The sequence below is a fragment of the Burkholderia sp. AU31624 genome (genome assembly GCF_020420065.1).
GTDB lineage: Bacteria > Pseudomonadota > Gammaproteobacteria > Burkholderiales > Burkholderiaceae > Burkholderia.
The window spans coordinates 147,277-168,211 of sequence record NZ_JAIZRT010000001.1 but is presented as its reverse complement, the minus strand read 5'-3'; the positions used below and the strand labels follow the sequence as shown (position 1 = coordinate 168,211).

Annotated in this window: 38 protein-coding genes; 18 read left to right on the top strand and 20 right to left on the bottom strand. The window is 62.2% G+C overall.

Features of this window, described 5'->3' with window-relative positions:
* Positions 1-26 precede the first annotated feature (26 nt).
* From LGM89_RS00910 to LGM89_RS00825, 19 genes are all read right to left on the bottom strand, one after another.
* Positions 27-605, bottom strand: coding sequence for a hypothetical protein (locus LGM89_RS00910; protein WP_226272012.1), 579 nt, complete (start codon positions 603-605; stop codon positions 27-29).
* Positions 598-1,278, bottom strand: a complete 681-nt coding sequence (locus LGM89_RS00905) for a hypothetical protein (RefSeq protein WP_226272011.1) — start codon at positions 1,276-1,278, stop codon at positions 598-600. Before LGM89_RS00905 ends, LGM89_RS00910 begins: the two co-directional genes overlap by 8 nt.
* A 26-nt stretch (positions 1,279-1,304) precedes the next feature.
* On the bottom strand, positions 1,305-1,466 hold the full coding sequence (locus LGM89_RS00900) for a hypothetical protein (RefSeq protein WP_226272010.1): 162 nt from the start codon (positions 1,464-1,466) through the stop codon (positions 1,305-1,307).
* Positions 1,463-2,209: a Lar family restriction alleviation protein gene (locus LGM89_RS00895; RefSeq protein WP_226272009.1), complete on the bottom strand. Its 747-nt coding sequence runs from the start codon at positions 2,207-2,209 to the stop codon at positions 1,463-1,465. The genes LGM89_RS00900 and LGM89_RS00895 overlap by 4 nt, the downstream gene beginning before the upstream one ends.
* Positions 2,210-2,283: 74 nt before the next feature.
* Complete coding sequence (locus tag LGM89_RS00890) at positions 2,284-2,592, bottom strand: hypothetical protein (RefSeq protein ID WP_226272008.1); 309 nt, start codon at positions 2,590-2,592, stop codon at positions 2,284-2,286.
* Positions 2,593-2,762: 170 nt separating this feature from the next.
* Positions 2,763-3,350, bottom strand: a complete 588-nt coding sequence (locus LGM89_RS00885) for a hypothetical protein (RefSeq protein WP_226272007.1) — start codon at positions 3,348-3,350, stop codon at positions 2,763-2,765.
* A 22-nt stretch (positions 3,351-3,372) separates the two neighbouring features.
* Complete coding sequence (locus LGM89_RS00880; protein WP_226272006.1) at positions 3,373-3,561, bottom strand: hypothetical protein; 189 nt, start codon at positions 3,559-3,561, stop codon at positions 3,373-3,375.
* Position 3,562: 1 nt separating this feature from the next.
* Entirely contained in the window at positions 3,563-4,615 is a 1,053-nt protein-coding gene (locus LGM89_RS00875) for a recombinase RecT (protein ID WP_226272005.1), read from the bottom strand.
* Positions 4,616-4,617: 2 nt separating this feature from the next.
* A complete protein-coding gene (locus LGM89_RS00870) occupies positions 4,618-5,433 on the bottom strand; it encodes a PD-(D/E)XK nuclease-like domain-containing protein (RefSeq protein ID WP_226272004.1) in 816 nt (271 codons plus the stop codon).
* Complete coding sequence (locus tag LGM89_RS00865; RefSeq protein ID WP_226272003.1) at positions 5,433-5,594, bottom strand: hypothetical protein; 162 nt, start codon at positions 5,592-5,594, stop codon at positions 5,433-5,435. Before LGM89_RS00865 ends, LGM89_RS00870 begins: the two co-directional genes overlap by 1 nt.
* The gene (locus LGM89_RS00860) at positions 5,591-5,797 is read right to left on the bottom strand and encodes a hypothetical protein (RefSeq protein WP_226272002.1); all 207 of its coding nucleotides are present in this window, start codon (positions 5,795-5,797) and stop codon (positions 5,591-5,593) included. The genes LGM89_RS00865 and LGM89_RS00860 overlap by 4 nt, the downstream gene beginning before the upstream one ends.
* A gap of 115 nt (positions 5,798-5,912) precedes the next feature.
* Positions 5,913-6,323 carry an HNH endonuclease signature motif containing protein gene (locus LGM89_RS00855; protein ID WP_226272001.1) on the bottom strand — a complete coding sequence of 137 codons (411 nt, stop codon included), beginning with the start codon at positions 6,321-6,323 and terminating at the stop codon, positions 5,913-5,915.
* 13 nt (positions 6,324-6,336) lie between these two features.
* Positions 6,337-6,702 carry a hypothetical protein gene (locus tag LGM89_RS00850; protein ID WP_226272000.1) on the bottom strand — a complete coding sequence of 122 codons (366 nt, stop codon included), beginning with the start codon at positions 6,700-6,702 and terminating at the stop codon, positions 6,337-6,339.
* Positions 6,703-6,725: 23 nt separating this feature from the next.
* Positions 6,726-7,475: a pentapeptide repeat-containing protein gene (locus tag LGM89_RS00845; RefSeq protein WP_226271999.1), complete on the bottom strand. Its 750-nt coding sequence runs from the start codon at positions 7,473-7,475 to the stop codon at positions 6,726-6,728.
* Positions 7,476-7,499: 24 nt separating this feature from the next.
* Positions 7,500-7,631 (bottom strand): hypothetical protein, encoded by a 132-nt coding sequence (locus tag LGM89_RS37095; protein WP_264172425.1) that lies wholly within the window; start codon positions 7,629-7,631, stop codon positions 7,500-7,502.
* A 1-nt stretch (position 7,632) separates the two neighbouring features.
* Complete coding sequence (locus tag LGM89_RS00840) at positions 7,633-7,779, bottom strand: hypothetical protein (RefSeq protein WP_226271998.1); 147 nt, start codon at positions 7,777-7,779, stop codon at positions 7,633-7,635.
* A 466-nt stretch (positions 7,780-8,245) separates the two neighbouring features.
* Positions 8,246-8,581: a hypothetical protein gene (locus LGM89_RS00835; RefSeq protein WP_226271997.1), complete on the bottom strand. Its 336-nt coding sequence runs from the start codon at positions 8,579-8,581 to the stop codon at positions 8,246-8,248.
* A gap of 117 nt (positions 8,582-8,698) precedes the next feature.
* Complete coding sequence (locus tag LGM89_RS00830) at positions 8,699-9,103, bottom strand: surface-adhesin E family protein (protein ID WP_226271996.1); 405 nt, start codon at positions 9,101-9,103, stop codon at positions 8,699-8,701.
* A 3-nt stretch (positions 9,104-9,106) separates the two neighbouring features.
* A complete protein-coding gene (locus tag LGM89_RS00825) occupies positions 9,107-9,856 on the bottom strand; it encodes an XRE family transcriptional regulator (protein WP_226271995.1) in 750 nt (249 codons plus the stop codon).
* 81 nt (positions 9,857-9,937) lie between these two features.
* On the opposite strand from LGM89_RS00825, the gene LGM89_RS00820 reads away from it, so the two are divergent.
* Both LGM89_RS00820 and LGM89_RS00815 read left to right on the top strand, forming a co-directional pair.
* Positions 9,938-10,156, top strand: coding sequence for a helix-turn-helix domain-containing protein (locus tag LGM89_RS00820; protein WP_226271994.1), 219 nt, complete (start codon positions 9,938-9,940; stop codon positions 10,154-10,156).
* A complete protein-coding gene (locus LGM89_RS00815; RefSeq protein ID WP_226271993.1) occupies positions 10,153-10,296 on the top strand; it encodes a hypothetical protein in 144 nt (47 codons plus the stop codon). Before LGM89_RS00820 ends, LGM89_RS00815 begins: the two co-directional genes overlap by 4 nt.
* 63 nt (positions 10,297-10,359) lie before the next feature.
* Here LGM89_RS00815 and LGM89_RS00810 read toward each other — a convergent pair whose 3' ends face one another.
* The gene (locus LGM89_RS00810) at positions 10,360-10,836 is read right to left on the bottom strand and encodes a hypothetical protein (protein WP_226271992.1); all 477 of its coding nucleotides are present in this window, start codon (positions 10,834-10,836) and stop codon (positions 10,360-10,362) included.
* Here LGM89_RS00810 and LGM89_RS00805 point away from each other — a divergent pair.
* The 16 genes from LGM89_RS00805 (at position 10,835) to LGM89_RS00730 (ending at position 20,934) form a co-directional block, all read left to right on the top strand.
* A complete protein-coding gene (locus LGM89_RS00805; protein ID WP_226271991.1) occupies positions 10,835-11,212 on the top strand; it encodes a hypothetical protein in 378 nt (125 codons plus the stop codon). The two genes, LGM89_RS00810 and LGM89_RS00805, sit on opposite strands and share 2 nt — an antisense overlap.
* Positions 11,213-11,343: 131 nt before the next feature.
* Positions 11,344-12,207, top strand: a complete 864-nt coding sequence (locus LGM89_RS00800; protein WP_226271990.1) for a conserved phage C-terminal domain-containing protein — start codon at positions 11,344-11,346, stop codon at positions 12,205-12,207.
* A gap of 5 nt (positions 12,208-12,212) precedes the next feature.
* Positions 12,213-12,704 carry a histidine ammonia-lyase gene (locus LGM89_RS00795; RefSeq protein ID WP_226271989.1) on the top strand — a complete coding sequence of 164 codons (492 nt, stop codon included), beginning with the start codon at positions 12,213-12,215 and terminating at the stop codon, positions 12,702-12,704.
* On the top strand, positions 12,701-13,654 hold the full coding sequence (locus tag LGM89_RS00790) for an AAA family ATPase (RefSeq protein WP_264172447.1): 954 nt from the start codon (positions 12,701-12,703) through the stop codon (positions 13,652-13,654). Before LGM89_RS00795 ends, LGM89_RS00790 begins: the two co-directional genes overlap by 4 nt.
* On the top strand, positions 13,642-13,857 hold the full coding sequence (locus tag LGM89_RS00785) for a Lar family restriction alleviation protein (RefSeq protein WP_226271987.1): 216 nt from the start codon (positions 13,642-13,644) through the stop codon (positions 13,855-13,857). The genes LGM89_RS00790 and LGM89_RS00785 overlap by 13 nt, the downstream gene beginning before the upstream one ends.
* A complete protein-coding gene (locus LGM89_RS00780) occupies positions 13,854-14,345 on the top strand; it encodes a hypothetical protein (protein ID WP_226271986.1) in 492 nt (163 codons plus the stop codon). The genes LGM89_RS00785 and LGM89_RS00780 overlap by 4 nt, the downstream gene beginning before the upstream one ends.
* Positions 14,342-14,731 carry a hypothetical protein gene (locus LGM89_RS00775; protein ID WP_226271985.1) on the top strand — a complete coding sequence of 130 codons (390 nt, stop codon included), beginning with the start codon at positions 14,342-14,344 and terminating at the stop codon, positions 14,729-14,731. The genes LGM89_RS00780 and LGM89_RS00775 overlap by 4 nt, the downstream gene beginning before the upstream one ends.
* Positions 14,728-14,982, top strand: coding sequence for a hypothetical protein (locus LGM89_RS00770; protein WP_226271984.1), 255 nt, complete (start codon positions 14,728-14,730; stop codon positions 14,980-14,982). Before LGM89_RS00775 ends, LGM89_RS00770 begins: the two co-directional genes overlap by 4 nt.
* Positions 14,983-15,105: 123 nt before the next feature.
* Positions 15,106-15,465, top strand: a complete 360-nt coding sequence (locus tag LGM89_RS00765; protein ID WP_226271983.1) for a hypothetical protein — start codon at positions 15,106-15,108, stop codon at positions 15,463-15,465.
* A 75-nt stretch (positions 15,466-15,540) separates the two neighbouring features.
* On the top strand, positions 15,541-15,921 hold the full coding sequence (locus tag LGM89_RS00760; protein ID WP_226271982.1) for a hypothetical protein: 381 nt from the start codon (positions 15,541-15,543) through the stop codon (positions 15,919-15,921).
* 95 nt (positions 15,922-16,016) lie between these two features.
* Positions 16,017-16,301, top strand: coding sequence for a hypothetical protein (locus tag LGM89_RS00755; RefSeq protein ID WP_226271981.1), 285 nt, complete (start codon positions 16,017-16,019; stop codon positions 16,299-16,301).
* Positions 16,302-16,431: 130 nt separating this feature from the next.
* Positions 16,432-16,791, top strand: coding sequence for a hypothetical protein (locus LGM89_RS00750; RefSeq protein WP_226271980.1), 360 nt, complete (start codon positions 16,432-16,434; stop codon positions 16,789-16,791).
* A gap of 180 nt (positions 16,792-16,971) precedes the next feature.
* Positions 16,972-17,226 carry a hypothetical protein gene (locus tag LGM89_RS00745; RefSeq protein WP_226271979.1) on the top strand — a complete coding sequence of 85 codons (255 nt, stop codon included), beginning with the start codon at positions 16,972-16,974 and terminating at the stop codon, positions 17,224-17,226.
* Positions 17,226-17,597 carry a terminase gene (locus LGM89_RS00740; RefSeq protein ID WP_226271978.1) on the top strand — a complete coding sequence of 124 codons (372 nt, stop codon included), beginning with the start codon at positions 17,226-17,228 and terminating at the stop codon, positions 17,595-17,597. The genes LGM89_RS00745 and LGM89_RS00740 overlap by 1 nt, the downstream gene beginning before the upstream one ends.
* Positions 17,594-18,829: a PBSX family phage terminase large subunit gene (locus LGM89_RS00735; RefSeq protein ID WP_226271977.1), complete on the top strand. Its 1,236-nt coding sequence runs from the start codon at positions 17,594-17,596 to the stop codon at positions 18,827-18,829. The genes LGM89_RS00740 and LGM89_RS00735 overlap by 4 nt, the downstream gene beginning before the upstream one ends.
* Positions 18,829-20,934: a portal protein gene (locus LGM89_RS00730; protein ID WP_226271976.1), complete on the top strand. Its 2,106-nt coding sequence runs from the start codon at positions 18,829-18,831 to the stop codon at positions 20,932-20,934. Before LGM89_RS00735 ends, LGM89_RS00730 begins: the two co-directional genes overlap by 1 nt.
* Position 20,935: the final 1 nt, after the last annotated feature.

The following is a 20,935-nucleotide window of genomic DNA, read 5'->3' as shown; positions in this document are numbered from 1 at the left end:
GTAGAAATGCGTCAGAATCGGTTCAGTCATTGGCCTTCTCCTGCGCGGGCGGCGCTGAACAGTCGGCGGATCTGGTATTCGACGGCTTCGAGGCCGCGCGCTTGGCTGCAATTTCCGGTGGCGTCAGCAAGTGCAATGGCTGACTCAAGCGTTTCGAGATTCCCGTATAGGAACTCGTGCGCCTCGTCGTCGAACGCTCGGGATGCTCGATAGCGAGCAGCATCTTCGGCCATGCGCCGAAGCTGTTCTAGCAGCGACACGTTGCCGCCGTCGGGCGGATCCATGTAATACACGCCTGGCAGCAATGCACGCACATCGTCGTCCGTCACCTCGGCGCGCGGCTCCGGCTGCGGCCTGACGACACTGGGATTGATCGGCGTCACCGTATAGCGAGGAGCACCCTCGACGCCATCCAGTTCGAGCGTCAGGATCAACTTCGCGCCTTTCTGCTTCAGGCTGATATGCTTGGCCTCGAACGTCGGCGGCTCCGGCTGCTGAGCAGCGAGGAGGGCACGGGCGTTTCGGCGGAATACCTCGACCGCGACATGTTTTTTGGCCAGTTCCCAAAGCACGTTGAGTTCGGCGTCCGTCAGCGTCTTATTCATGCTTGGCTCCATCGAGAAGGGCGAGCGCTTCGTCGACCAGCTTCGGCGTGTTGTGCGCAGGATCGGGGCAGTCAGCGTCCGGCATGCGAATGAAGCCGAGCGAAATGCCGTTCGCGATGAAATGCTTGGCGGCATGGAGACCGAGGCGCACTTTCTCGTATTCGATCTCCGTCATCCCCTGCCGATTGGCGACCGGCGCGGGCGGCGCGGCGGCAAGCGCGACATCCCACAGGTGCTGCGTGCTGCCGAGCTTCCACGCGCGGTGCATGGCACCGTCCATAGCCTGCGTCAGAACGCGCGGCACAAGCGCATAGCGTGCCTCTTGCCCTGCTGCCGCTGCGGGCTGCGATGCTGCCGCGCGGGCTTGCCATGCGTGAAGTGCGATGTTCTTCGATGTAACCGGCCACGTCGTGTTGTCGTTCCACCATTGCTCGAACGCCGCCCGCTCGTCTGCCGGCGCTGCTTCGCGTTCGATCGATTCTGCGATCGTGACGCTGGGCTTGTACATTTCCAGCGCCTCCGTCCAGTCGGCATGCGTCAGGTTCTTTTCTTCTTGGCCGCCGATCCAGTCGACTTGCAGGCCAAGCGCTTTACACAAGATTTCGATCTCGCCGCAGAGCGCGGATTTTCCTGAGCCAACTGCGCCCGAAACGGTGATGGTGACTTTGTTCATGAAATGCCTCGATATGGTGCGATTGGTCAGGCGCCAGGAAGAGCCGGCTGTTCGTCAAGTTCGTACTCGCCAGCAATCAGGCGAGCTGCGCACGCGACGAGGCATTCGCGCCGAATCTCAGGTTCGAGACACCGGCCATAGCCGGAATCGTTCGCAAGCCGTTTAACGTGCATGGCGAGGTTGCTCACTGGCTTTCTCCTTTAATCGGCGCTGCCGCTGCATCTGCGGAGGGAGGCTGTCCATAAGCGGGGATCGAATAGCACTCGGCGAGCTTCTTACCAGGTGCACCGGCGTGCGCAATCATGTCGCGCTTCTTCTCGTCGGAGATAGCCTCGCGCGGATCGTCGGCACGGACCCATGCGATCGGCACCGCTCCCGCCACCTCAGTGCGAGGGGCGCGGGCATTCGCCAAACCTGCATCGATCTTCGTTCGAATGTGCGCCGCGAGATCGTCAGGCGAAAGCGAGCCCTGTTGCACGCGGTGGCAAAGCGCTGCCGCGTCGGCCCATAGTTCGTGAAGCGAAACGAAACGCTCAAACTGCTCATCCGCCCCATTGCCCGTGCCTTCGAGCGGGGCGGATGGTGCGGGTTGCGCGCGGCGATTCCAGCCTTCGATCGATTCGGCCGTTGCGCCGCACTCATCGCAAGCCGGACCGCTGCGGCCGTCGTTCGCGAGCCAGCCCTTCGGGTCAACGTTCTCGGAACCGCAGAACGGGCACGGATCGACCATCGCGAGCGCGATAGATAGGGGTTCATCGTCGGCCGGCGCTGCTTTGTGCTGCTCGACAGGACGTTTGGCATCCTTGGCGAACCCGCAAAATTTGCAAACGGTTTCGCCGTTCATGCCATAGGGTCCATAGAGGCAGTCCGCGTCTACCAGGAGTGGGCATCGGGTCAGCGCATCAGCGCGGCTGTTGTCGGTGGTGGTCATGGTGGTCCTCAGGTGGTCGGAATGTCTATTTCCCTAAGCGGTTAAAAAGAGCGTGCAGAGAGGTAGAAAAGAGATCACCGTTTTTCTCGGCTCGTTGTTCGCTGAATCAGACCGGTCAATTGCCGATCCCAGAAGCACGCTTTCACAGATCCAGTAGGAATGTCCTCGGGTGCATCCATGCCACCGCCAAAAACTCGAACGTCGTGGTTGTCCGCGAGAATTTCTTCGACACAGCTGACCGACGACACCGAGTAGCCGTGGCGATACTTCGGGTCATGCAGACCATGGGAAGTGCGCATGTTGGCCGGCCGAATCTCGGGAAGATCGCCGCGGCGCGGCGAAAAAGCGGCATCGCCTTGAAAAAGCGAAAACTGTTCGCTCATCGTCATCCTCAATCAGTAGAACAGCCGCATCGGTTGGGCGCTGGGCTCGCATCAGGCAGCGTTTAGCATGAAAGCGCCGGGAGTCGAGTCGGTGCTATGACGGGGCCCGGCCGTCATCCGAGCGCCCACCGATGCAGCCGGAGTGCCGCGCGCGTGGCGCGGCGAGTGGGTCACTCTTCCTCGACTTCCTCGCGCTGATCGAGGTCCGAGCCTGCGAAGGGGCGATGCTCGTCGTCAGCCGGCGGCGCATCCCCGAACAGCCCCGGCTCGACGTAGTTGTCCGGCGGCGTCAGCGTGATGCCGATCTCCTGCTGCAGGCGCGTTGCGATTTTCCCGTGGTCGACCTCGTCCTTCGGGTGCGCGGTGATCTTGAAGTGCACGCCCACCGAGCCGCCTTCCTGCGTGGTGAACCGGATGTCCTTCAGGCCGCACTCGGCGAGCAGCACGTCCTCCGCGCCCGTCGCGCCGATGTGGAAGCGCAGCAAGTACCCTTCGTATTTTCGATCCCACGCGAGGTTGCGCATGAACGGGAAGCGCAGTTCGGTCAGGCCGTCGTGTTCCATCGGAAGCTCGCCGGGCTTCGGCTGCGGCTTGCGATACAGCATCGCGCGCAGCGCCGGGTCGAACTCGCCGAGGACGTCGCCGCCCACGACGACGGACATGCCGATCGTGATCGCGGGCTTGCGCTCGGTGCCGTGCTTCTCGCTCACGTTCGTCACCGAGACGATCTTCGCGAGGGTGTTGTCGAGGTTGAACATGCTGGCTCCTGTGGTGGACGGCTTACTGCGGTTGCGCGACGCGCCCGGCCCAGTGCCGGATGCGCTTCTCGACGTACTCGGGGACTGCGCAGATCTGGCCGCCGTCGAACGCGGCGAATACCGGCTTCAGCAGCTCGCGGTCGATCGGGCAGCTGACGACGTCGTGCCGAATCGCGGCGACGAGGCGGTGGAGGTCGTTACTGGTGTGCATGTCAGGCTCCGAGCAGCACTTCACGGCGATCCTGATACGCCTGCTCGAGCTTCACGTACTCGGCCTGCGGCAGATCGCGTGCACTATCGAGGACCAGAGCCAGCACCTCGGCGTCGTTCGCCTTCTGGATCTGCGCGAGCAGGTCGTCGTAGCTCGGCAGCGTCATGTCGGATTGCTGCGCGCGTTGATCGGTCAGGCCGGCCGGCGGATCGATCTCGCCGTCGTCGTCCTGTTCGTCATCGGTCGGCGTGATGTAGTCGCCGTCGAGCACGGTGTCGAGCGCTTGCGAGCGACCGGATGCGCCGACGTCGTCGATCGCGGCTGCGCTCGCGAGCTCGATGCTCACGGGCAGGTACTTGAACAGACGGCGCAGCACGGTCTTGCGGCCCATTTCCTCATAGTGCTGGCCCCAGACGGTTTTTTCCTTGTCACGCGCGAATTTGTAGTTCTGGCTGGCGTCACGGATCTCGTTGACCTGCTCGGCGCTCATCACCTCGAACGCGTGACCGCCGCCGACCAGCTTCGCGACCGCATAGAAAGCGATGACGCGGCCACGCGCGGACATCGCCGGTTTGTGTTCCAGCTTCTCGTCAAGGCCGAACGCATAGTCGAAGTGATCGTGCTCATGCACGGCGTGCGCGGCGATGCTGACGACCTGGCCCGAACGGCGCGCAAGGTCGATCAATCCCTTGTAGCCGATGACGATCTGCGTCTCGACCTTGTCCGTCACCCACTGGTTGCCGACTTTTTTCTTCTTCTCGAACGGGATCAGGTATGCATGGCCAAGCGGCGTGTTGGGTTCAAGGCCGAGCTGGGAGCACTGTACGACTGCACCCATCAGGGATTCGACCGTGCACTCCATCAGCTTCGGCGTCGTGCGCAGCGCTCCAAGCGCGATCTTCAGCATGCGATCCGGGCTCACGTGCCGCGGCAACACTGCGGCGAGCGTCCCTTTCTGCGATTCGAAGAACTGCTTCACGCTGCCGATGCCGGCCTCGCGCGCGACCATCTTCGAGGTCGATTTCAGTTGAGCCAGATTCGTTGTCGTTGCCATCGTTATGCCTCGTCATTCGTGAAAGCCCATTGGGGCAAGGTGATCAGGGTGATTTCTTTCGAGTAGCCAGGCCACTCGCAGGCCGCGTCGCAGCGCGCGTAGGTCGCGAGGTTGCGTGCGTAGTCGGCGCGGCCTTGCTCGCGCGACATGTCGTCGAGCATCATTGCGTGCGCGGCGAACGGCCATTCAGTTTCGACCGCCACGAAAACGAAGGCGCGCACCTCCTTGCCGCTCGCAGCTTCGTAGCCGTCGCTGTAGAACGCGTCCTGTACGTGGTAGCGCTTGCGCGCGGCCTGCCGGCGGAACTCGTCCGGGGCCGCACTGCTGAAGGTCTTGACGTCGACGAGCAGCACGCTCGATTCGGTCAGATCGTGTTCGAAGTCCGGCCGGCATCGGCATGCCACGCCTGTCGCCGGATCAGTCCAGAACGCCGACACTTCGGCGCGGCCGCGCGACAGCGCCTCGCGAATCTCCGGCAGCGCGCGCACGGCGTCCGACTGGCGCCATGCGGTGTCGTATTGATCCCGCTGGATCGCGATACGGCCGGGGTTCGCTTCGACGAAGTCCTTCCAGGCCTTCGTGTTGCGGTTGACGCTCGGCCCGAGCATGTAGCGTGTGTCGAACTCGTCCGGTTCGAGGATCGCGCAATGCGCGAGATTGCCCTCCAGCTGGCCGCCGCGCGTCGTCGGCGCAGGCCGATTCGGATCGCGATGCAGCGCCCAGAAGTGCGCGGGCGACACGTTGAGCGTATCGAGCTGCGACTTCGAGATCTCGGGGCGCGCGTGGTATTCGTCGATGTCGAGGTGTTCGATCAGCATCACGCCCCCCACACGCCGCGCGGCGCTTCCGGCGTGGCGCCGAGGTATGCGATGCCGACCGCGCACAGGAACGCGATCACGATCGCGACGATGATTCCGGCGACCGGACTGCGTTCGAACAGCCGGTCGAGGGCGTCGCAGAGGTAGGTGATCGGGTTCATGCCGACTGCTCCATGATTTTTGATGCGGACCATGTTTTGATGGCCTGGCGTGCTCGCGAAAACCGCTCATCGTCTTGGCCTGTGAAGTACGCGATGAGAGCCCATTCAGGCCAATCCTTGTACGGCCACGGACCCATGTAGAGCGGGCTCATCGACCGTTGTCCGAGCGAATAGAACCAGCGCTTTCCGGCAAGTGTTTTCATCGCGCAATCCCCGCGAGAAGTTCGTAGGCCGGCGCGACGCCGCACGCGATCAGGTACAGCGCGCCGATCACCGCGAGCCAAAACCAGTCGGGGAGGCGGATGAGAGGGGCGCGCATCATTGGGCTCCTTTGCGCGCTTTGCAGGCTCTGGCACGCAGCACATTGCAGGCTCGGCAATACCGGCCACCACGCCAGACATAGAGGTTCGCGCCAGACAACTCGTGACCGCGATCGCAATGCGTTTTCCGCGCATTGATTGAACTGACGGAAAATCCACGAATCATGTTTTCGCGCGTGGTGACCGGCTCAAGATGATTCGGATTTACGCAGCAGCGCATGCGACAAAGGTGGTCAAGCTCCATTCCGGCCGGGATAGGGCCTTTTGCCCATTTGTAGATTGCTCGATGAGCGATCTGTGTGCGCCGAAATTTCCCGTAACCGTCGCGATCGCATGAACCCGTCCAGATCCAGCATCCGCAGATCGGGTCCATGTACACCCACTTGTCGATGTTTTGTTCGATGCTCATCGGTGCCGGCATGTCAGACCCCCGCAATCGTCACGTGCCGCACCGGCTCCGGCGCATCCTTGCGGCCGGCCTTGATCAGCGCGGCGTCGATGGCTGTGCGCAGGAGTGACGGGATCATGGCCTTGCCAGCGTCAGCGTCGGCGGCGAGCATTTCGAGGACCATCAGCGCGTCGGCTTCCACGCCCGGCGCGAAAATGGCTTTCGCCTCCTGAACCAGCTTCAGCGCGCGCTCTTTCATCCAGTAGGCGTCGTGCTCGTAGCTCGGATCGCCGCGATACCAGCAATCGACCGCCGAAATTTCCATTTCGAGCCAGTCGAATACCGACCAGTTGAGTTCTGGCGCGGGAATCGTCAGTGCGCCGTCGTTGATCTCGTTCATGTGGTCCCTCTGTGTGGGGTGCGTTACGACGCGAATGCCTTGCGCTGCGTGTCGAGCCACGTTTCGGCCCATTCGAGTGCGAGCTTCGAAGCCGCATTCGTCTCGGGCGTATCGCCCTTGCGGATCGCCATGAAGAAGCGCTCGACCGGGCGGGAGGAATCCTTCGGGATGCCGAGTTCGGCCGAATCGACGTCGATACCGCGCGCGTTCGCGATCGTGCCGACGAGGCACGCGCACTCGCCCGAGTAGGTCGATCCGTCGACGCGGCCAGCTTTCAGCGCGTCGATCAGCGCGGGCACTTCGCGCGGCGCCTGCGAGATGACTTCGATGAAATCGGCCTTGATCGGCAGCAGGTACGCGTCGCTCAGGTCCGCGCCGCTCAGGTTCGCGCCGCGCAGGTACGCGCCGCGCAGGTACGCGTCGCTCAGGTCCGCGTCGCTCAGGTCCGCGTCGCTCAGGTTCGCGCCGCTCAGGTTCGCGCCGCGCAGGTACGCGTCGCTCAGGTTCGCGCCGCGCAGGTCCGCGTCGCTCAGGTACGCGTCGCTCAGGTCCGCGTCGCTCAGGTCCGCGCCGCTCAGGTTCGCGCCGCGCAGGTACGCGCCGCGCAGGTACGCGTCGCTCAGGTCCGCGTCGCGCAGGTCCGCGCCGCTCAGGTTCGCGTCGCGCAGGTACGTCCCCTGTTTGCAAGCCAGCTCGACTGCTACTTTCATCGAGTCAGCCTCGCACTCGAAAATGACCTTCAGCGTCCAGCGGTTCAGGATTTCGATCTTCATGTGGTGCTCCGGTAGGTGCGCGGCTCAGCCGCGGTGGTGGTCGTCGTTCTCGATGTTCTTCATCGCTGTGCGGATGCGATCGACTACCTCGTAGACGATGCCGAAAGCGAAGAGGACGCCGAGGCCGATCAGGACGGTTTTGACGAATAGCTGCATGTCAGCACCACACGACGTGTTTCCAGTCGACCAGGCGGCGAATCGACCAGTGGCGACGCAGCTCGGGCAGTTCCATGTCCGGGCATGCGACTTCGAGATAGCCGCCCGAGAGCGGCACGATTTCGGTGTGGAGGCGATGGAAGTTCATGTCAGGCCTCAATAACGAGTCTTTCTTGGTTTTGCAGATTTCTTTCGCTTGGTAACATCGATGGGAGTCTCAATAATTCGCGCCACCTCCCATCCATATCGAACCCGAGCCTTTATCGTTTCGTAGGGAAATCCCAAGCGTCTCGCCCAATCCTTCAGGCAAAGCGTCGTCCCTTGATACGTGAGGAACACGTTGTCACGCCGATTGACAGCCTGCTGCGCGGGAGTCGCCCATCGGCAATTCGATGGCTCGTAATTACTATTTGTGCAAATTCGATCAATCGAATGCATCCTGCTCGGAGCCCTTCCCATATCCGCCAGAAAGTTCGAGTAGGATTCCCATCGATCGCAGACTTTTATTCCGCGGCCGCCGTATAAGTGAAATCCAGGCGTTTTAGGATTTCGGCATCTTGAGCGCATCAGCGTCCAGATCCGGTACTCCCTTTCATATCGGACGGCGCACATGGCTACATCTCATCAAACAAGCGCACGCGGGGCGGAACGCGCCCACCGCCCGAGTACTCGGCGATGCGCTTCGCTGCGGCAGAGAAGGCGTCTTCGAACGCAGCCATTAGCAGCCACTGGAAATGCGCGCGGTCTGAGGTGTCGCGGTAGGTGTCGACGAGCTTGCGTTGCTCGGATTCGTTCAGGCCGGCGAGCGCTTCGAGCACGTCGTCGAGCGCGACCACCGCGGTCGCGCGCTCGAGCGCTTCGTCGGCCTCGGCCTGCGCATCGTTGAACCGCTGCAGCTGCCGGTCTGACCAGAAGTCGGCCGCGCGTTCGGTGGTGGTGGGGTGGAGCATGGTGGCCTCGGTGTCGGAGGTGACGTTGAGGCAAGTATACGACAGTGAATAGCAATGTCAATACGTCTATGAATAGGTCGGGGCAAAAAAAATCCCGCACTGGCGGGATGATTTGGGCTAGCGGCAGGTGAGCCGGATGAGAGTTTCGACCATTGATCCGGGTGGCGCATCCCGAAGATTCGCTCTCGCCGCTTGATCGCTTACGCCGGATTGATATCCGCCAGATCCGCCCATTCCGACCTCCGGAAACATTTGAAGCTGCAGCGAAGCGGTTTTCCGGCGCCGACAATCAACCAGAATTTCTTGCCGTAAAGAGTTGTAGATTCCGTATCCGTCTGCCCTCTGTGCTGGAAAATCGATATACATCCAGACGCGCGCCTCCCCGTTTTTTACGGCTTGAGATGAGGTTTCGACATACATTTTTGAGCCATCGTTTCCCTCGAAGAACTCTTGCCAATTGGCCCCCCATGCCTGAAGCGAGAGAAAGGTCAGGGCGATGCCGGCAATTTTTCTAGATTTCATGGTTTACCCCGAGCGATAGATCACGCGACCGACGATATGGACGAACTCGAGCTTATCCGGAGGGACGAGCTTGTCGGGATAGCGCGAATTGTAGGAATGGAGGATCAGGCCGCCGCCGGCTTCTTTGAAGATCTGTTTCACAAGCGGCTCGTCTTGAAAATAGATCGCGTAGCGCTCGCCGTCCATGATCCGCGTCGATGTGATGTCGATCATGATTACGTTTTTATCCTCGGCCCACGGCTCCATGCTGTCCCCGCGGACGACGAGGAGCTTGCAGTCTTGCGGCCGCGCGCCCTTGGCTTTGAAAAACGCCGCATTGAACGGGAGGGCCCGCTTCTCACGCACTTCCCATTGGATCAATCCATTCCCCGCCGAAAAATGGTAGTCGAAACGATCGATCCAGATCCGATCGTCGTCCGGCTCTAAGTCCTCGGGATTGTCCCAGATAGTGACATTTCCCTTTTCGGCGGGAAGAGGGCGTTTCGGGCCGCTTTTCGGCAGATCGGGCCCGCGGCCCTTTTCTTCGAGCAGCCAGGAGGTATCGAGCTGCAGCGCTTCGCTCAGCTTCTGGACCGTTGCAACGTCCGGCTGCGTGGTCGTTCCTTTCAGGATGCGATTGATGGTGGGCTGCGGCACGCCGGAGAGCCGACTCAGCGCGCTCTGGCTTTCCACGCCCCGCACCTTCATCGCGAGATCAAGTCGTTCGGCGAGATTCATGCCCGAACTATACGGAACCGAATAAGCGTCGCTCAAGCCGCTATCCGCCGTCGCATTGACAAAACTATTCATCATCGTATAGATTGCGTATAGGTGAATAACTGTTCGAGCCAAACCATGGACCTGCGCCCCCCCAGCGAACTGCTTGCCGAAATCAAGCAGACGACGAAAGAAGGCGAAATTGCACTCGCGAAGCGTCTCGGCATCTCGCAGCCCACCGTCAACCGTTTGCTTAACGGGCAGGTCGACTGCTCGTCGAAAACTCTCCGCGCCATCCAACGCGTACACGCTGAGATCGTCATCAGCGGCGCTGAACCCGCTCAGGTGCCCGCATGAAGACGGTTCTTTCCCAGGCCGATTTCTTCCGCCAGTTGATGGGCTGGCAACGTGAATTCGATGCCCTCCCTCAATGGGCTAAGGACGCGCTTCCGCCGCTTGTCCTGGTGCCGTTTCATCTTGCCGCGGAGGCTGTATGAGCCTGCGACCTGATATCGAACGAGTGCGGGCGCGCCGACGTGAGCGTGACGCGCGCCGCAGGGTCACGTCGCAGATCGCCAGTCAGCGAGAAATCCCGCAGTCGGCCGTTTCGTCTCTTCGCTTATCCACGCCACAAGGTGCTGCGGCACTGAGATCGATTGAGGAATGTCTCCGGGGTCATTTCCTTCCTGGTTCAGGACCAAGCGAACAAACCCGAATCCGTCCTGATGAGCCTCGATGCACCCAAGAAGGGCTGAGCTTTCGGGATGAGCTTCGTCTGGCTCATCGAATTCAAGCAGAACAGCGTCTGGATTCGCCCGGCGCGAAATGATTTTGAGCAGTACCCAAAGCGGCGCGTCGTAGCGCAGCGAAACGATCAGATGGTTCACGGAGCTTCCTTTCATGAAATGGATTAATGACGTTGGCCTGGCAGCCGGAATCGATTCTGACATGGCTGGAAGCTCCTCCCTTTCGCCTGGCGCTTGTCGCCATTTTTCATCGCCGCGATTGATAACCACCGATAGCGATCGATAGAACATGAAATCAGCCAACATCAATGCCGGCGCTGGCCAGCTCACGCTGGACTTCGAGCCGGGCCTCATCGAGCGCTATCGCAACGTACGTGAATGTGTGGCGCAAGGTATCTACCAACGCGGATTGAAGCGCATCGCTATCGATCTGGACCAGGCGCCGGGCAATCTCAGCGCCCAGCTTGCCGACGATACCCAGCGCCATTTCTCGTTGGACAGCTTCGAGCGTTATCTCGATGTCAGCGGCGATATGACGCCGCTGTACTACCTCTGCGAGAAATTCCTCGGCGATCGCCGCAACACGAAGCAGGCCGCGCTTGAGCAGATTCAGGCGCTCGGCCCGGAGTTGCTCGACCTGCTGAAGAAAGCGGGAATCGCAGGGTGAAGGGAATGACCATGATCGAACTCATCATCGATTTCTGGATGGCAGGCGTCATCTCCTTCCCCTTCGGCGCGTGCTGGAGGTGGGCGTGAACGACCTCCCGAATTACCTCACCGCACGTGCGGAGGTGCGCCATGCGTGATTACTCGCGCGTCTCCCCGAAATTCTGGATCGGCGACACGGGCAAGAAGCTGAAGAAGGCGGGCGCCGAGGCGGTCGTCGTGGGCCTCTATCTGATGACCTCACCGCACTCGAACATGCTCGGGCTGTTCTACCAGCCCGAATTGCTCATCGCGCATGAGACTGGTTTGGGCTTCGAAGGGGCTTCGAAGGGGCTCCAAAGGTGTATCGAGGCCGGATTTTGCGCTTACGACCGCGAGTCGGAAATGGTCTGGGTGTTCGAAATGGCTCGTTTCCAGATCGCCGAGAAGCTGTCGGAGAACGACAAGCGCTCAATCGGCGTGCAGAACGAATACAACCAGCTTCCCGAAAACCCTTTCCTGGCGGCCTTCTACGACCGATACGCGAAAGTCTTCAATCTCACGAAAAAACGCGAATCTAAGGCGTTCGAATTAAGCCCCTCGGAAGCCCCTTCGGAGCCCCATCGAAGCCAAGAGCAGGAACAGGAGCAGGAACAGGAGCAGGAACAGGAGGATATGTCGGGCATGCCCGACGCTGCCCGGGACATCCTGTCCTACCTCAACGAGAAAGCGAATCGAAATTTTCAGGCGGTTCCTGCGAACACGAAACTCATCGCCGCTCGCATTCGCGAAGGGGCGACAGTCGAGCAGCTGAAGGCCGTGGTGGATGCGAAGGTCAAGGATTGGTCGCATGACCCGAAGATGTGCGAGTACCTGCGTCCAGCGACGCTTTTCAACGCCGAGAAGTTCGGGCAGTACGCCGGTGCATTGGGCGCGACCAAGCCCAATGGCACTGATCCGGGAAGCGAGCTTGTGCGAAATGCTCGCGGCCAGTTGGTCGACAACCCCTTCGCGTGATCGCCATGACCCGCTATCCCGCCAACTCCGAAGTTCTCGTTGCCATGCGCCGTCGCCGTCAGGCTCCGGCTGGCTCGGTCCTCGTTTCGTTCGTTGGATCGCTGCAGTGGTCGAACGTGACCCTGCATGCCTCGATCAACGAGCGCTACGACTGGCGGCCGATTGCGGCCTTGGACGTCGAGGCTTTCGCTTCGGCTTCGATCGCGTTTCCTGCGCTGCTGCGCTCGCTGGTCGACATGGCCGCAGCGGTACCGCGCCGCATGGTGCTGACGTTCCGCGAGGGCCCGCGCGTAGAGCTCGGCGAGTGGCGCCAGATCACCGACTTCCGTGTTTTCGACTGGTGCCCGATGGCGCTTGGCGGTCCCTCCTGGGACGACGCCCGGGCGCTCGCATCGCGCATCTTCGCCGAACTCGGCAAGTCCATACCAACCCCATACGACGAGGCTTGCACGCTCGTCATCAAGGCCGCACAGGAGGCTCAGCAGTGGCACGCATGATTCCCGATTCGATCGACTGGAACGCCTACGTCAACGACGCAGACGACGGTCGTGCGGACGTCCGTCGAGCGTCCGAATTCTTCGACATGGTTGTGGATGCGTTCCACGGCGAAGCGCAGCAGCAGACCGGTGTGTCGACGCCATGGTCGTCCCTGGGCAAGGATCTCGCCTTCCGTCCGGGTGAAGTCTCGCTATGGGGGGGCATCAATGGGCACGGTAAATCCGGTGTGCTCGGGCAGGTGATCCTGCACGTGATGTCGCAGGGCGAGCGTGCGTGCATCGCTTCGATGGAAATGCCTCCGCACAAGACGCTCGAGCGCATGGCGCGGCAGGCTGCCTGCAACGAAGCGCCGGCACAGACGTACCTGCGTTCTCTCGAGCGCTGGACCGATGACCGGCTCTGGATCTACAACCACATCGGCACCGTGCAGCGCGATCGGATGCTGGCCGTGTCGCGGTACTGCCGCAACGAGCTCGGCGTCTCGCACATGGTCATCGACAGTCTGATGAAGTGCGGGATTGCGCCCGACGACTACGCCGGCCAGAAGAATTTCGTCGATCAGCTCTGCTCGCTGGCGCGCGATACCGGGCTGCATATCCACCTCGTGCACCACATCCGCAAGGGCGAGCGGGAGACCGACATCCCCGACAAGTTCGACCTGAAGGGCGCCGGCGAAATCACCGACCTCGTCGACAACCTGATCATCGTGCATCGCAACAAGCGCAAGGAAACGGAGCTGCGGAAGGATCTCGACGACGAGAAGCGCGCGATGTTCGAAGCGCAGGCCGACACGGTGCTGATCTGCGCCAAGCAGCGGCACTACCCGTGGGAAGGGAACCTGAAGCTCTGGTTCGATCCCGCGTCGCTGCAGTTTCGTGACCAGCGGACGGACGGCGCGCAGTTCCTCGACCTTGAAACGTCGCAATGGAGGCAGCAATGGAGCCGGTGACCGCAGCCACTACGCCCGCGCGCGAGCTGCTTCGATGCTCTTTCTGCGGCATGAAAGCGCGCCTCTTCCCGATGTGGACAGACGGTTTCGACGTCGCATGCCTCCATTGCGAGGCCGAGGGGCCGATGCGGCGCACTGAACCCGAGGCGATCGAGGCATGGAATCACCGCGCGAACCTTCCGGCCCAAAAGGAGGCCGCATGACGATCATCATCGGCTGCGACCCGGGCCTCACCGGCGCGCTCACGTTCCTTGGCGCGAATGGCGACCTGCTGTCGGTCGAGGATCTGCCGACATGCCCAATTCCCACTGCCGGCCCGAAGGCGCGCGTCAAACGCAAGCTCGACGCCCGCGCGCTGCGCGAGATCCTGCGCCGCGGCGTTCCCGCTGACGAGCGCGCGATCTTCGCGATGGAGGACATGCAGCTGCTCGGCGGTTCATCGGTGCAGACCATGGGAGCGCTGGCGCATACGCGGGGGGTTCTCGAGGCTGTCGCGATCCTCTGCGACATGCGCATGGAGTACGTGACGCCGCAGCGCTGGAAGCGCTTTTACGGGCTCAGTGCAGACAAGGCGCAGTGCTTGGATGCTGCGCGCCGGCTGTACCCGCATGCGCCGCTGGCCCGGGCGAAGGATCACAACCGTGCCGAAAGCGTGCTGATCGCGCGCTGGGCGCAGAGGAACCTCGTATGAAGCTGGGCCGCAAGCCATCCACCGGAGCCGTCGTGCTCAACCTGCTCGAAACGATCGGGCCGATGAGCGCGCGAGAGATCGCCGATTACCTCGGCGTGCGCATCCAGGACATCCACTCGGCGATCAACGTCATGCGCCGAGCCCATGAACTGCGCGGCGAGCCGAAGCTCGTCTACGTGAAGGACTGGGAATTCCCGGCGCGCGTGCACGGCGGCCGCGAGAACGCGGTATGGGCGCGTGGCGATCTACCGTGCAAGAAGCGCCCGAAGCGCAACAAGCCAGAGGTCGAGCGTCGCTACAAGGCTCGCAAGCGAGTGATCGCGCGCGTCGCTCGCACGGCGCCGGGCAACCACTTCGCATCGCTCATCGCGCAGGTGACGGCATGAACCTCATCCAACTCGCCGGCATGCTCCCACGCGACGCGCAGTTCCGCGAGTGGGTCGCGCAATGGATGGTCCCGCCGCGCGAAGTCGACGTCGATACGGCGGCCGAGTTCATCCGAACGGTCTGCGAGATCACGTCGCGCCGCGAGCTCGCGACCGACGCTCAGGCGCAGCAGCGCTTCCACCAGTTCCTGCGCCGGCCATTCGTCGTCTGGCGCGACAACCAGCAGCACAACGAACGGAGAGCAGCATGACCATCCTCGAAAAAGCCGTTTTCGCATTTTGCGTCGTCGCTCTCGCGGCGACCGTCTATATCCGCTGGCACTTCATCGTGAAGTTTTGGTAGTCCAAACCCAGCATCACAACCGGAGAGCAGCATGAATCAATCGAACGCATACCAAAAAATAGGGAACCTGGGGATCGTTGGCCCACTGTCGTCCGGTCAATCGATCGAGCAAATCCAAAAGCAGATTGCCGACGCCGCACAAATTCCGGCGCCCGACGCCGTGCGCAGCCTCACGGAGCGCGCGCATCAGGCCATCGAAACGCTCGAGCACGAACTCGGCCGGCTTGTCGATTTCACTTATCCGGTGCGCGAGCCGATGCCCTGCGACCCGGAGAACGTTGGCGCCTCGCCTTCCGGCCCGGAGGTGATCGGGTTGCTTCGCGCGCTGCTTTCGCGCATCGACTCGCAAACACGCACTGTCCGCCAGCTCGCGGCCGAACTGCGCATCTGAGCACCACGCTACGCCGATGCGCACTCGGCCGCTGGCTCCTGCGACACGGGCGCTTTATCTCACGCTGGAGTCTGCATGACCACCAACGACGAAATCGACGACCTGCTCGAAGACTGGTACGACTGGCAAGATTCGTATCGACCGAAGCTCGGCTATGGGGGCGCCGATCCTGCTTGCCGCGAATACCGGGCTGGCTGGCGCGAGTCGTCGGATCTGGCTGATGCGGCCGACATGCGCGCGCGGAAGGCAGTTTGCGAGGCCGTTGATGCATGCGTGTCGCGACTCGATCTGCGTGGCCGCGTGGCGATTCAGACGGAAATGCGCAACCGGTTCAGCGGAGCGCGTTCCTGGTCGTCGATTCGGCTGCAATCTCCGCTGCCGGACGAGTATGCGCGGGCGAAGAAGCTGCTCAGGCCGATGTTCGAGGCGCGTGATCTGGTCGAGACGGCGCAATGAATCCCACTTGTAAACTCGATAGCGGCAGCCTATAATCCGCGCCGTGGGGGAGTCGTTCGCCCTCAGAAAACCGAATTCAGCACCCGAAAGCCCGCTTGGCAGCCGCCAGCGGGCTTTTTGCTTTGGAGCCCGCCATGGCGACGATGAGCACGAAGAAGCGCGACAAGCTGCCCGCGAAGGCGTTTGCGGGCCCGGATCGTTCGTATCCGGTCAACGATCGCGCTCATGCGGCGAACGCCAAGGCGCGCGCGTCGCAGGCCGTCAACGCTGGGCGCATGTCTCCGAGCGAAAAGTCGAAGATCGACGCCAAGGCCGACAAGGTGCTCGGCGAGTCCCCGAAGCGCGGCGAGCGCACGGCCAAGCACAAGGCCAAGAAGTGATTCTTCCGCAAGCCGTGAGTGCGCGAACCGCGGCAGCTGTCGACGTATTGGAAGCCAGTGGTCTCCGCCGGATTCCGGAACTCGTGCTGGCGACGGGCGACAGCAATTCCCTCAACGAACGGAGCATGACATGGACGAACTGAACGCAGCACCGAGCAGTACCGAGCCGGCTGACCCAATGACCGACGCCGAGCGCGAAGCGCTTCCGGACTGGGTGAAGAACGGTCAGCCGCCCGTGCGGGAGGCTGGCACGGCCACATCGGGGGAGCAATCGATCGTTTCTGGCGATACGAGCGCATCCGCCGAGAACGATACGGTGGACGCACCTACCATTGATGCGCCCGCAGTCGGCGGCGGCGTTGACGCCCCGTCGCACCTCCTGATGCTCGACGCGATGCTCGCCGAGATCGAGCGGAAGATCGCCGCCGGCATTCACACGTTCGCGCACGAGGTCACCGCGGCGCGCGATCACCTGGCGAAGCTGATGTAACGCCATGAAGATCACGAAACCTGGCTTGAACATGAGCGCGTGCGTGGTCGATCTCACGTGCCAGCTTTGCCTCACGGAATTCGAGGCTTCGGCCGATCCGAAAGCAGGTGAAGCGCATGTCTACGACGGCGGCGATGTTCCGATGCCCGGGGAGACGCGGCAGCTCCGCGCGATCTGCACATGCCCGAACTGCGGCGCACAGGCCAACCAAACCGTGAGCCTACGGCCTGCTTCTTGACCATGCGCACCGAAGCCACGCACGTGATTTGCTGTCCGGCCAGTCCGAACGACGGCAAGCGCGTGCGCATCGTGGCCGATCCCGGCTATAACGTGCTGGCCGATCGCGCGGATGATCCGGATTGGCTTTCGGTCGAAATGGTCGACACGGGTGCGCACGGCTCGATCGAACGCCGGTTCGTGGCGGAGATTGCGTGATGGCCAACCCGACCAAGTTCAAGCCCGAGTTCGTCGAGCTTGCGCGGAACTACTGCCTGCTCGGTGCGACCGACGTCGACCTTGCGCGCTTCTTCGGCACGACGGATCGCACGATTCGCACGTGGAAGCTGCAGCATCCGGAGTTCGCGGAGGCGCTCGAGCAGGCGAAGGAAGTCGCCGACGCGGAGGTGGTCGGGGCGCTCTACACGAATGCGCTCGCCGGCAACGTGACGGCGCAGATCTTCTGGCTGAAGAACCGGCAGCCGGCCAAGTGGCGCGACAAGGTCGACCACGAGCACGCCGGCAAGGACGGCGGTGCCATCCAGTTCCAGCGCGTCGAGCGCCGCATCATCGATCCGAAATCGGAATGACCATCCTCGAAATCCAGACGCCGCGGGTGTTTGCTCCGCTGCTCGCCCCTGCGCGCTACAAAGGCGCGCACGGCGGCCGTGGATCGGGCAAGTCGCACTTCTTCGGCGAGCTGTGGCTGGAGGAAAACGTCTCGGACAAGTACGACTTCGTCTGCCTGCGCGAGACGCTGAAATCGCTCGAGTTCTCGGTAAAGAAGTTGCTCGAGGCGAAGATCGTCGCGTTCAACGCTGGCGACTATTTCGAGATCCAGGACCGTCGCATCATGTCGCGCCACGGTGGCGTCACGATTTTCGAGGGCATGCAGAACCACACGGCCGACTCGATCAAGTCGCTGGAGGGATTCGACCGCGCGTGGTTCGAGGAAGCGCAGAACGCGTCCGAGAAAAGCCTCACGCTGCTTCGCCCGACGATCCGCAAGCCGGGATCGCAGCTCTGGTTCGGGTGGAACCCGAGCAAGCCGACCGACCCGATTGACGTGCTGCTGCGCGGCGCCGAGCCGCCGCCGGATTCGATCGTCGTCGAGGCGAACTTCATGGACAACCCGTGGCTGCCGCGCGAACTCCACGAAGAAATGGAGTACGACAAGCGCCGCGACCCCGACAAGTACGCACATGTGTGGCTGGGCGGCTATCAGCAGCGCAGCGAAGCGCGCGTGTTCAAGAACTGGCACGTCGAGGAATTCGAGCGGCCTGCCGGCACGGTTTTCCGCCTGGGCGCCGACTGGGGCTTCGCGAGCGATCCTTCGGTGCTGATCCGCTGCGACATCGACGGCAACCGCCTGTACGTCGACTATGAGGCGTATCAGGTCGGCTGCGAGATCGTGAACCTGCCGGAATTGTTTATGGCTGTTCCGGAGGCCGAGAAGTGGCCGATTACGGCCGATTCGGCACGTCCGGAGACGATCAGCCACATGCAGAAGCACGGCTTCCCGAAGATCCGCGCCGCGATCAAGGGCGCGAAGTCGCTGGAAGAGGGCGTCGAGTTTCTGAACTCGTTCGACATCATCGTGCATCCGCGGTGCAAGCACCTGATCGATGAGCTGACGCTCTACAAGTACAAGGAAGACAAGCTGACCGGCGCCGTGCTGCCGATCCTGGAGGACAAGGACAACCACGTGATCGACGCGCTGCGCTATGCCTGCGAAGGCGCGCGCCGGGCTACCAAACCCGCGAAGTCGAAACAACCCGTCGTGCGCCGCTCTGTCATGGGCGGCGGCGCTTGGATGAGCTGATGGCCCGCAAACCGAAAGAAGATTCGAGCGCGAAGATCGTCGCCGAGGCGAAAGAGCGCTTCGAGCGTTGCCAGAAGTTCGAGTCCGAGTTTCGGCAGCGCTTCGTCGAAGATCTGCGTTTCTCGAACGGGGACGCTGACAACGGATGGCAGTGGCCGGATCAGATCCGCACCACGCGGGAAGGCGATGCGCGGCCGTGCCTGACGATCAACAAGGTCCGCCAGCACAATCTGCAGATCATCAACGACGCGAAGCAGAACAAGCCGAGCGTCAAGACGCTGCCAGTCGACGGGGAAGCCGACATCGAGATCGCCAAGATCCTCGACGGCATCGTGCGGCACATCGAATACAACTCGCACGCCGAGATCGTCTACGACACTGCGACCGAGTTCGCGGTGCAGGGCGGCCTCGGTTACTGGCGCGTCGTCTGCGAATATGCGCACGACGGCTCCTTCGATCAGGAAATTTTCCTGCGCCGCGTGAAGGATCCGCTGACGATCTACCTCGACCCGGACATCGAGTCGGCCGATGGCTCCGACGCGAAGTTCGCATTCGTGTTCGAGGAAATGACGAAGACCGAGTACGAGGCGCGCTATCCGGGCGAGGAAGCGCAGAGCGTCGTGTTTGGCGACGATACGCAGAGCGACGGCTGGATCAGCAAGAACAAGATCCGCGTGTGCGAGTATTTCCGCAAGACGGCGAAGGTCGACAAGCTGGTAAATCACCCAGTGCGTGGCCCGATTCGTCTGTCGGAGATCGAGGACGCCGACGAGCGCGCTGCGATCGAGAAGGATGCGTCGATCCAGAAGCGCGAGATCACCGAGCCGCAGATCACCTGGTATCTGATCGCCGGCGACAAGATCATCGACGCGAAGCCGTGGGCCGGCCGCTACATTCCGATCGTGCGCGTGGTGGGCGAGGAAATCGTCATCAACGGCAAGGTCGAACGCAAGGGCCACACGCGGAACCTGAAAGACGCGCAGCGCATGTACAACTACATGTCGTCGGCCAACGTCGAGTACATCGCGCTGCAGACGAAGACGCCGTTCGTCGGGCCGGCCGAAGCGTTTGAGGGCTACGAATCCGAATGGAAGAACGCGAACAAGGACAATCTGCCGTACCTGCCGTACAACTCGTTCGACGAAGCCGGGAATAAGATCGACCGCCCGCAGCGTGAGCAGCCACCAGTGGGTGCGAATGCGTACCTGACGGGCATGCAGAACGCGCAGCAGGAACTGATGATGGCGTCCGGCCAGTATCAGGAGCAATTCGGCCAGCCGTCGAACGCGCAGGCCGGCGTGGCGATCCAGGCGCGGCAGCGGCAGGGCGACCGTGCGACGTACCACTTCATCGACAACGTGGCGCGCGCGATCCGTTACACCGGCCGCGTGCTGATCGACCTGATCCCGAAGATCTACGACACGAAGCGCGTCGTGCGTATCGTGGGTGAGGATGGTACTGAGACGTTCGCAACGGTCGATCCGGATCAACAGCAGCCGCTGCAGCAAGCGCCGCATCCGACGATCGCCGACGAAGTGCAGATGATCTTCAACCCCGGCATCGGCCGCTACGACGTGACCGTCGAGGTGGGCCCGAACTACGAGACGCGCCGGCAGGAAGCATTCAATGCACTCACGCAGATCATGGGCCAGGATCAGGAGCTGATGAAGGTGGCCGGCGACCTGCTGTTCAAGGCGGCCGACTTCCCCATGGCCGATGAGGTCGCGGAGCGTCTGCATCGCACGATTCCGCCAGAGATCCTCGGCGAAGGCCCCACGCCTACCGAGAAGGACATGGAAGGCAAGATGCAGCAGATGGGCCAGATGATCGAGCACCTGACCGCCGAGCTTCAAAACGCGCGGCAGGGCAAGGATGCGCAGGAAACGAACATCAAGGCATATGACGCTGAAACGAAGCGCCTCGCAGCCTTGGGCCAACCGCTCGACCCGCAGATCGTTGCGCACGTCGCGACGCAGGTCGTGATGCAGATGATGGGAACTGGCGCGCCGGAGGGTACACCACCGCCATCGCCTGATCCGATGCAGCAGCAACCCCAGAACCCGCCGAGTGCGGGTTTTTCTTTGCCCGCACCTCAAGGACAGTGAC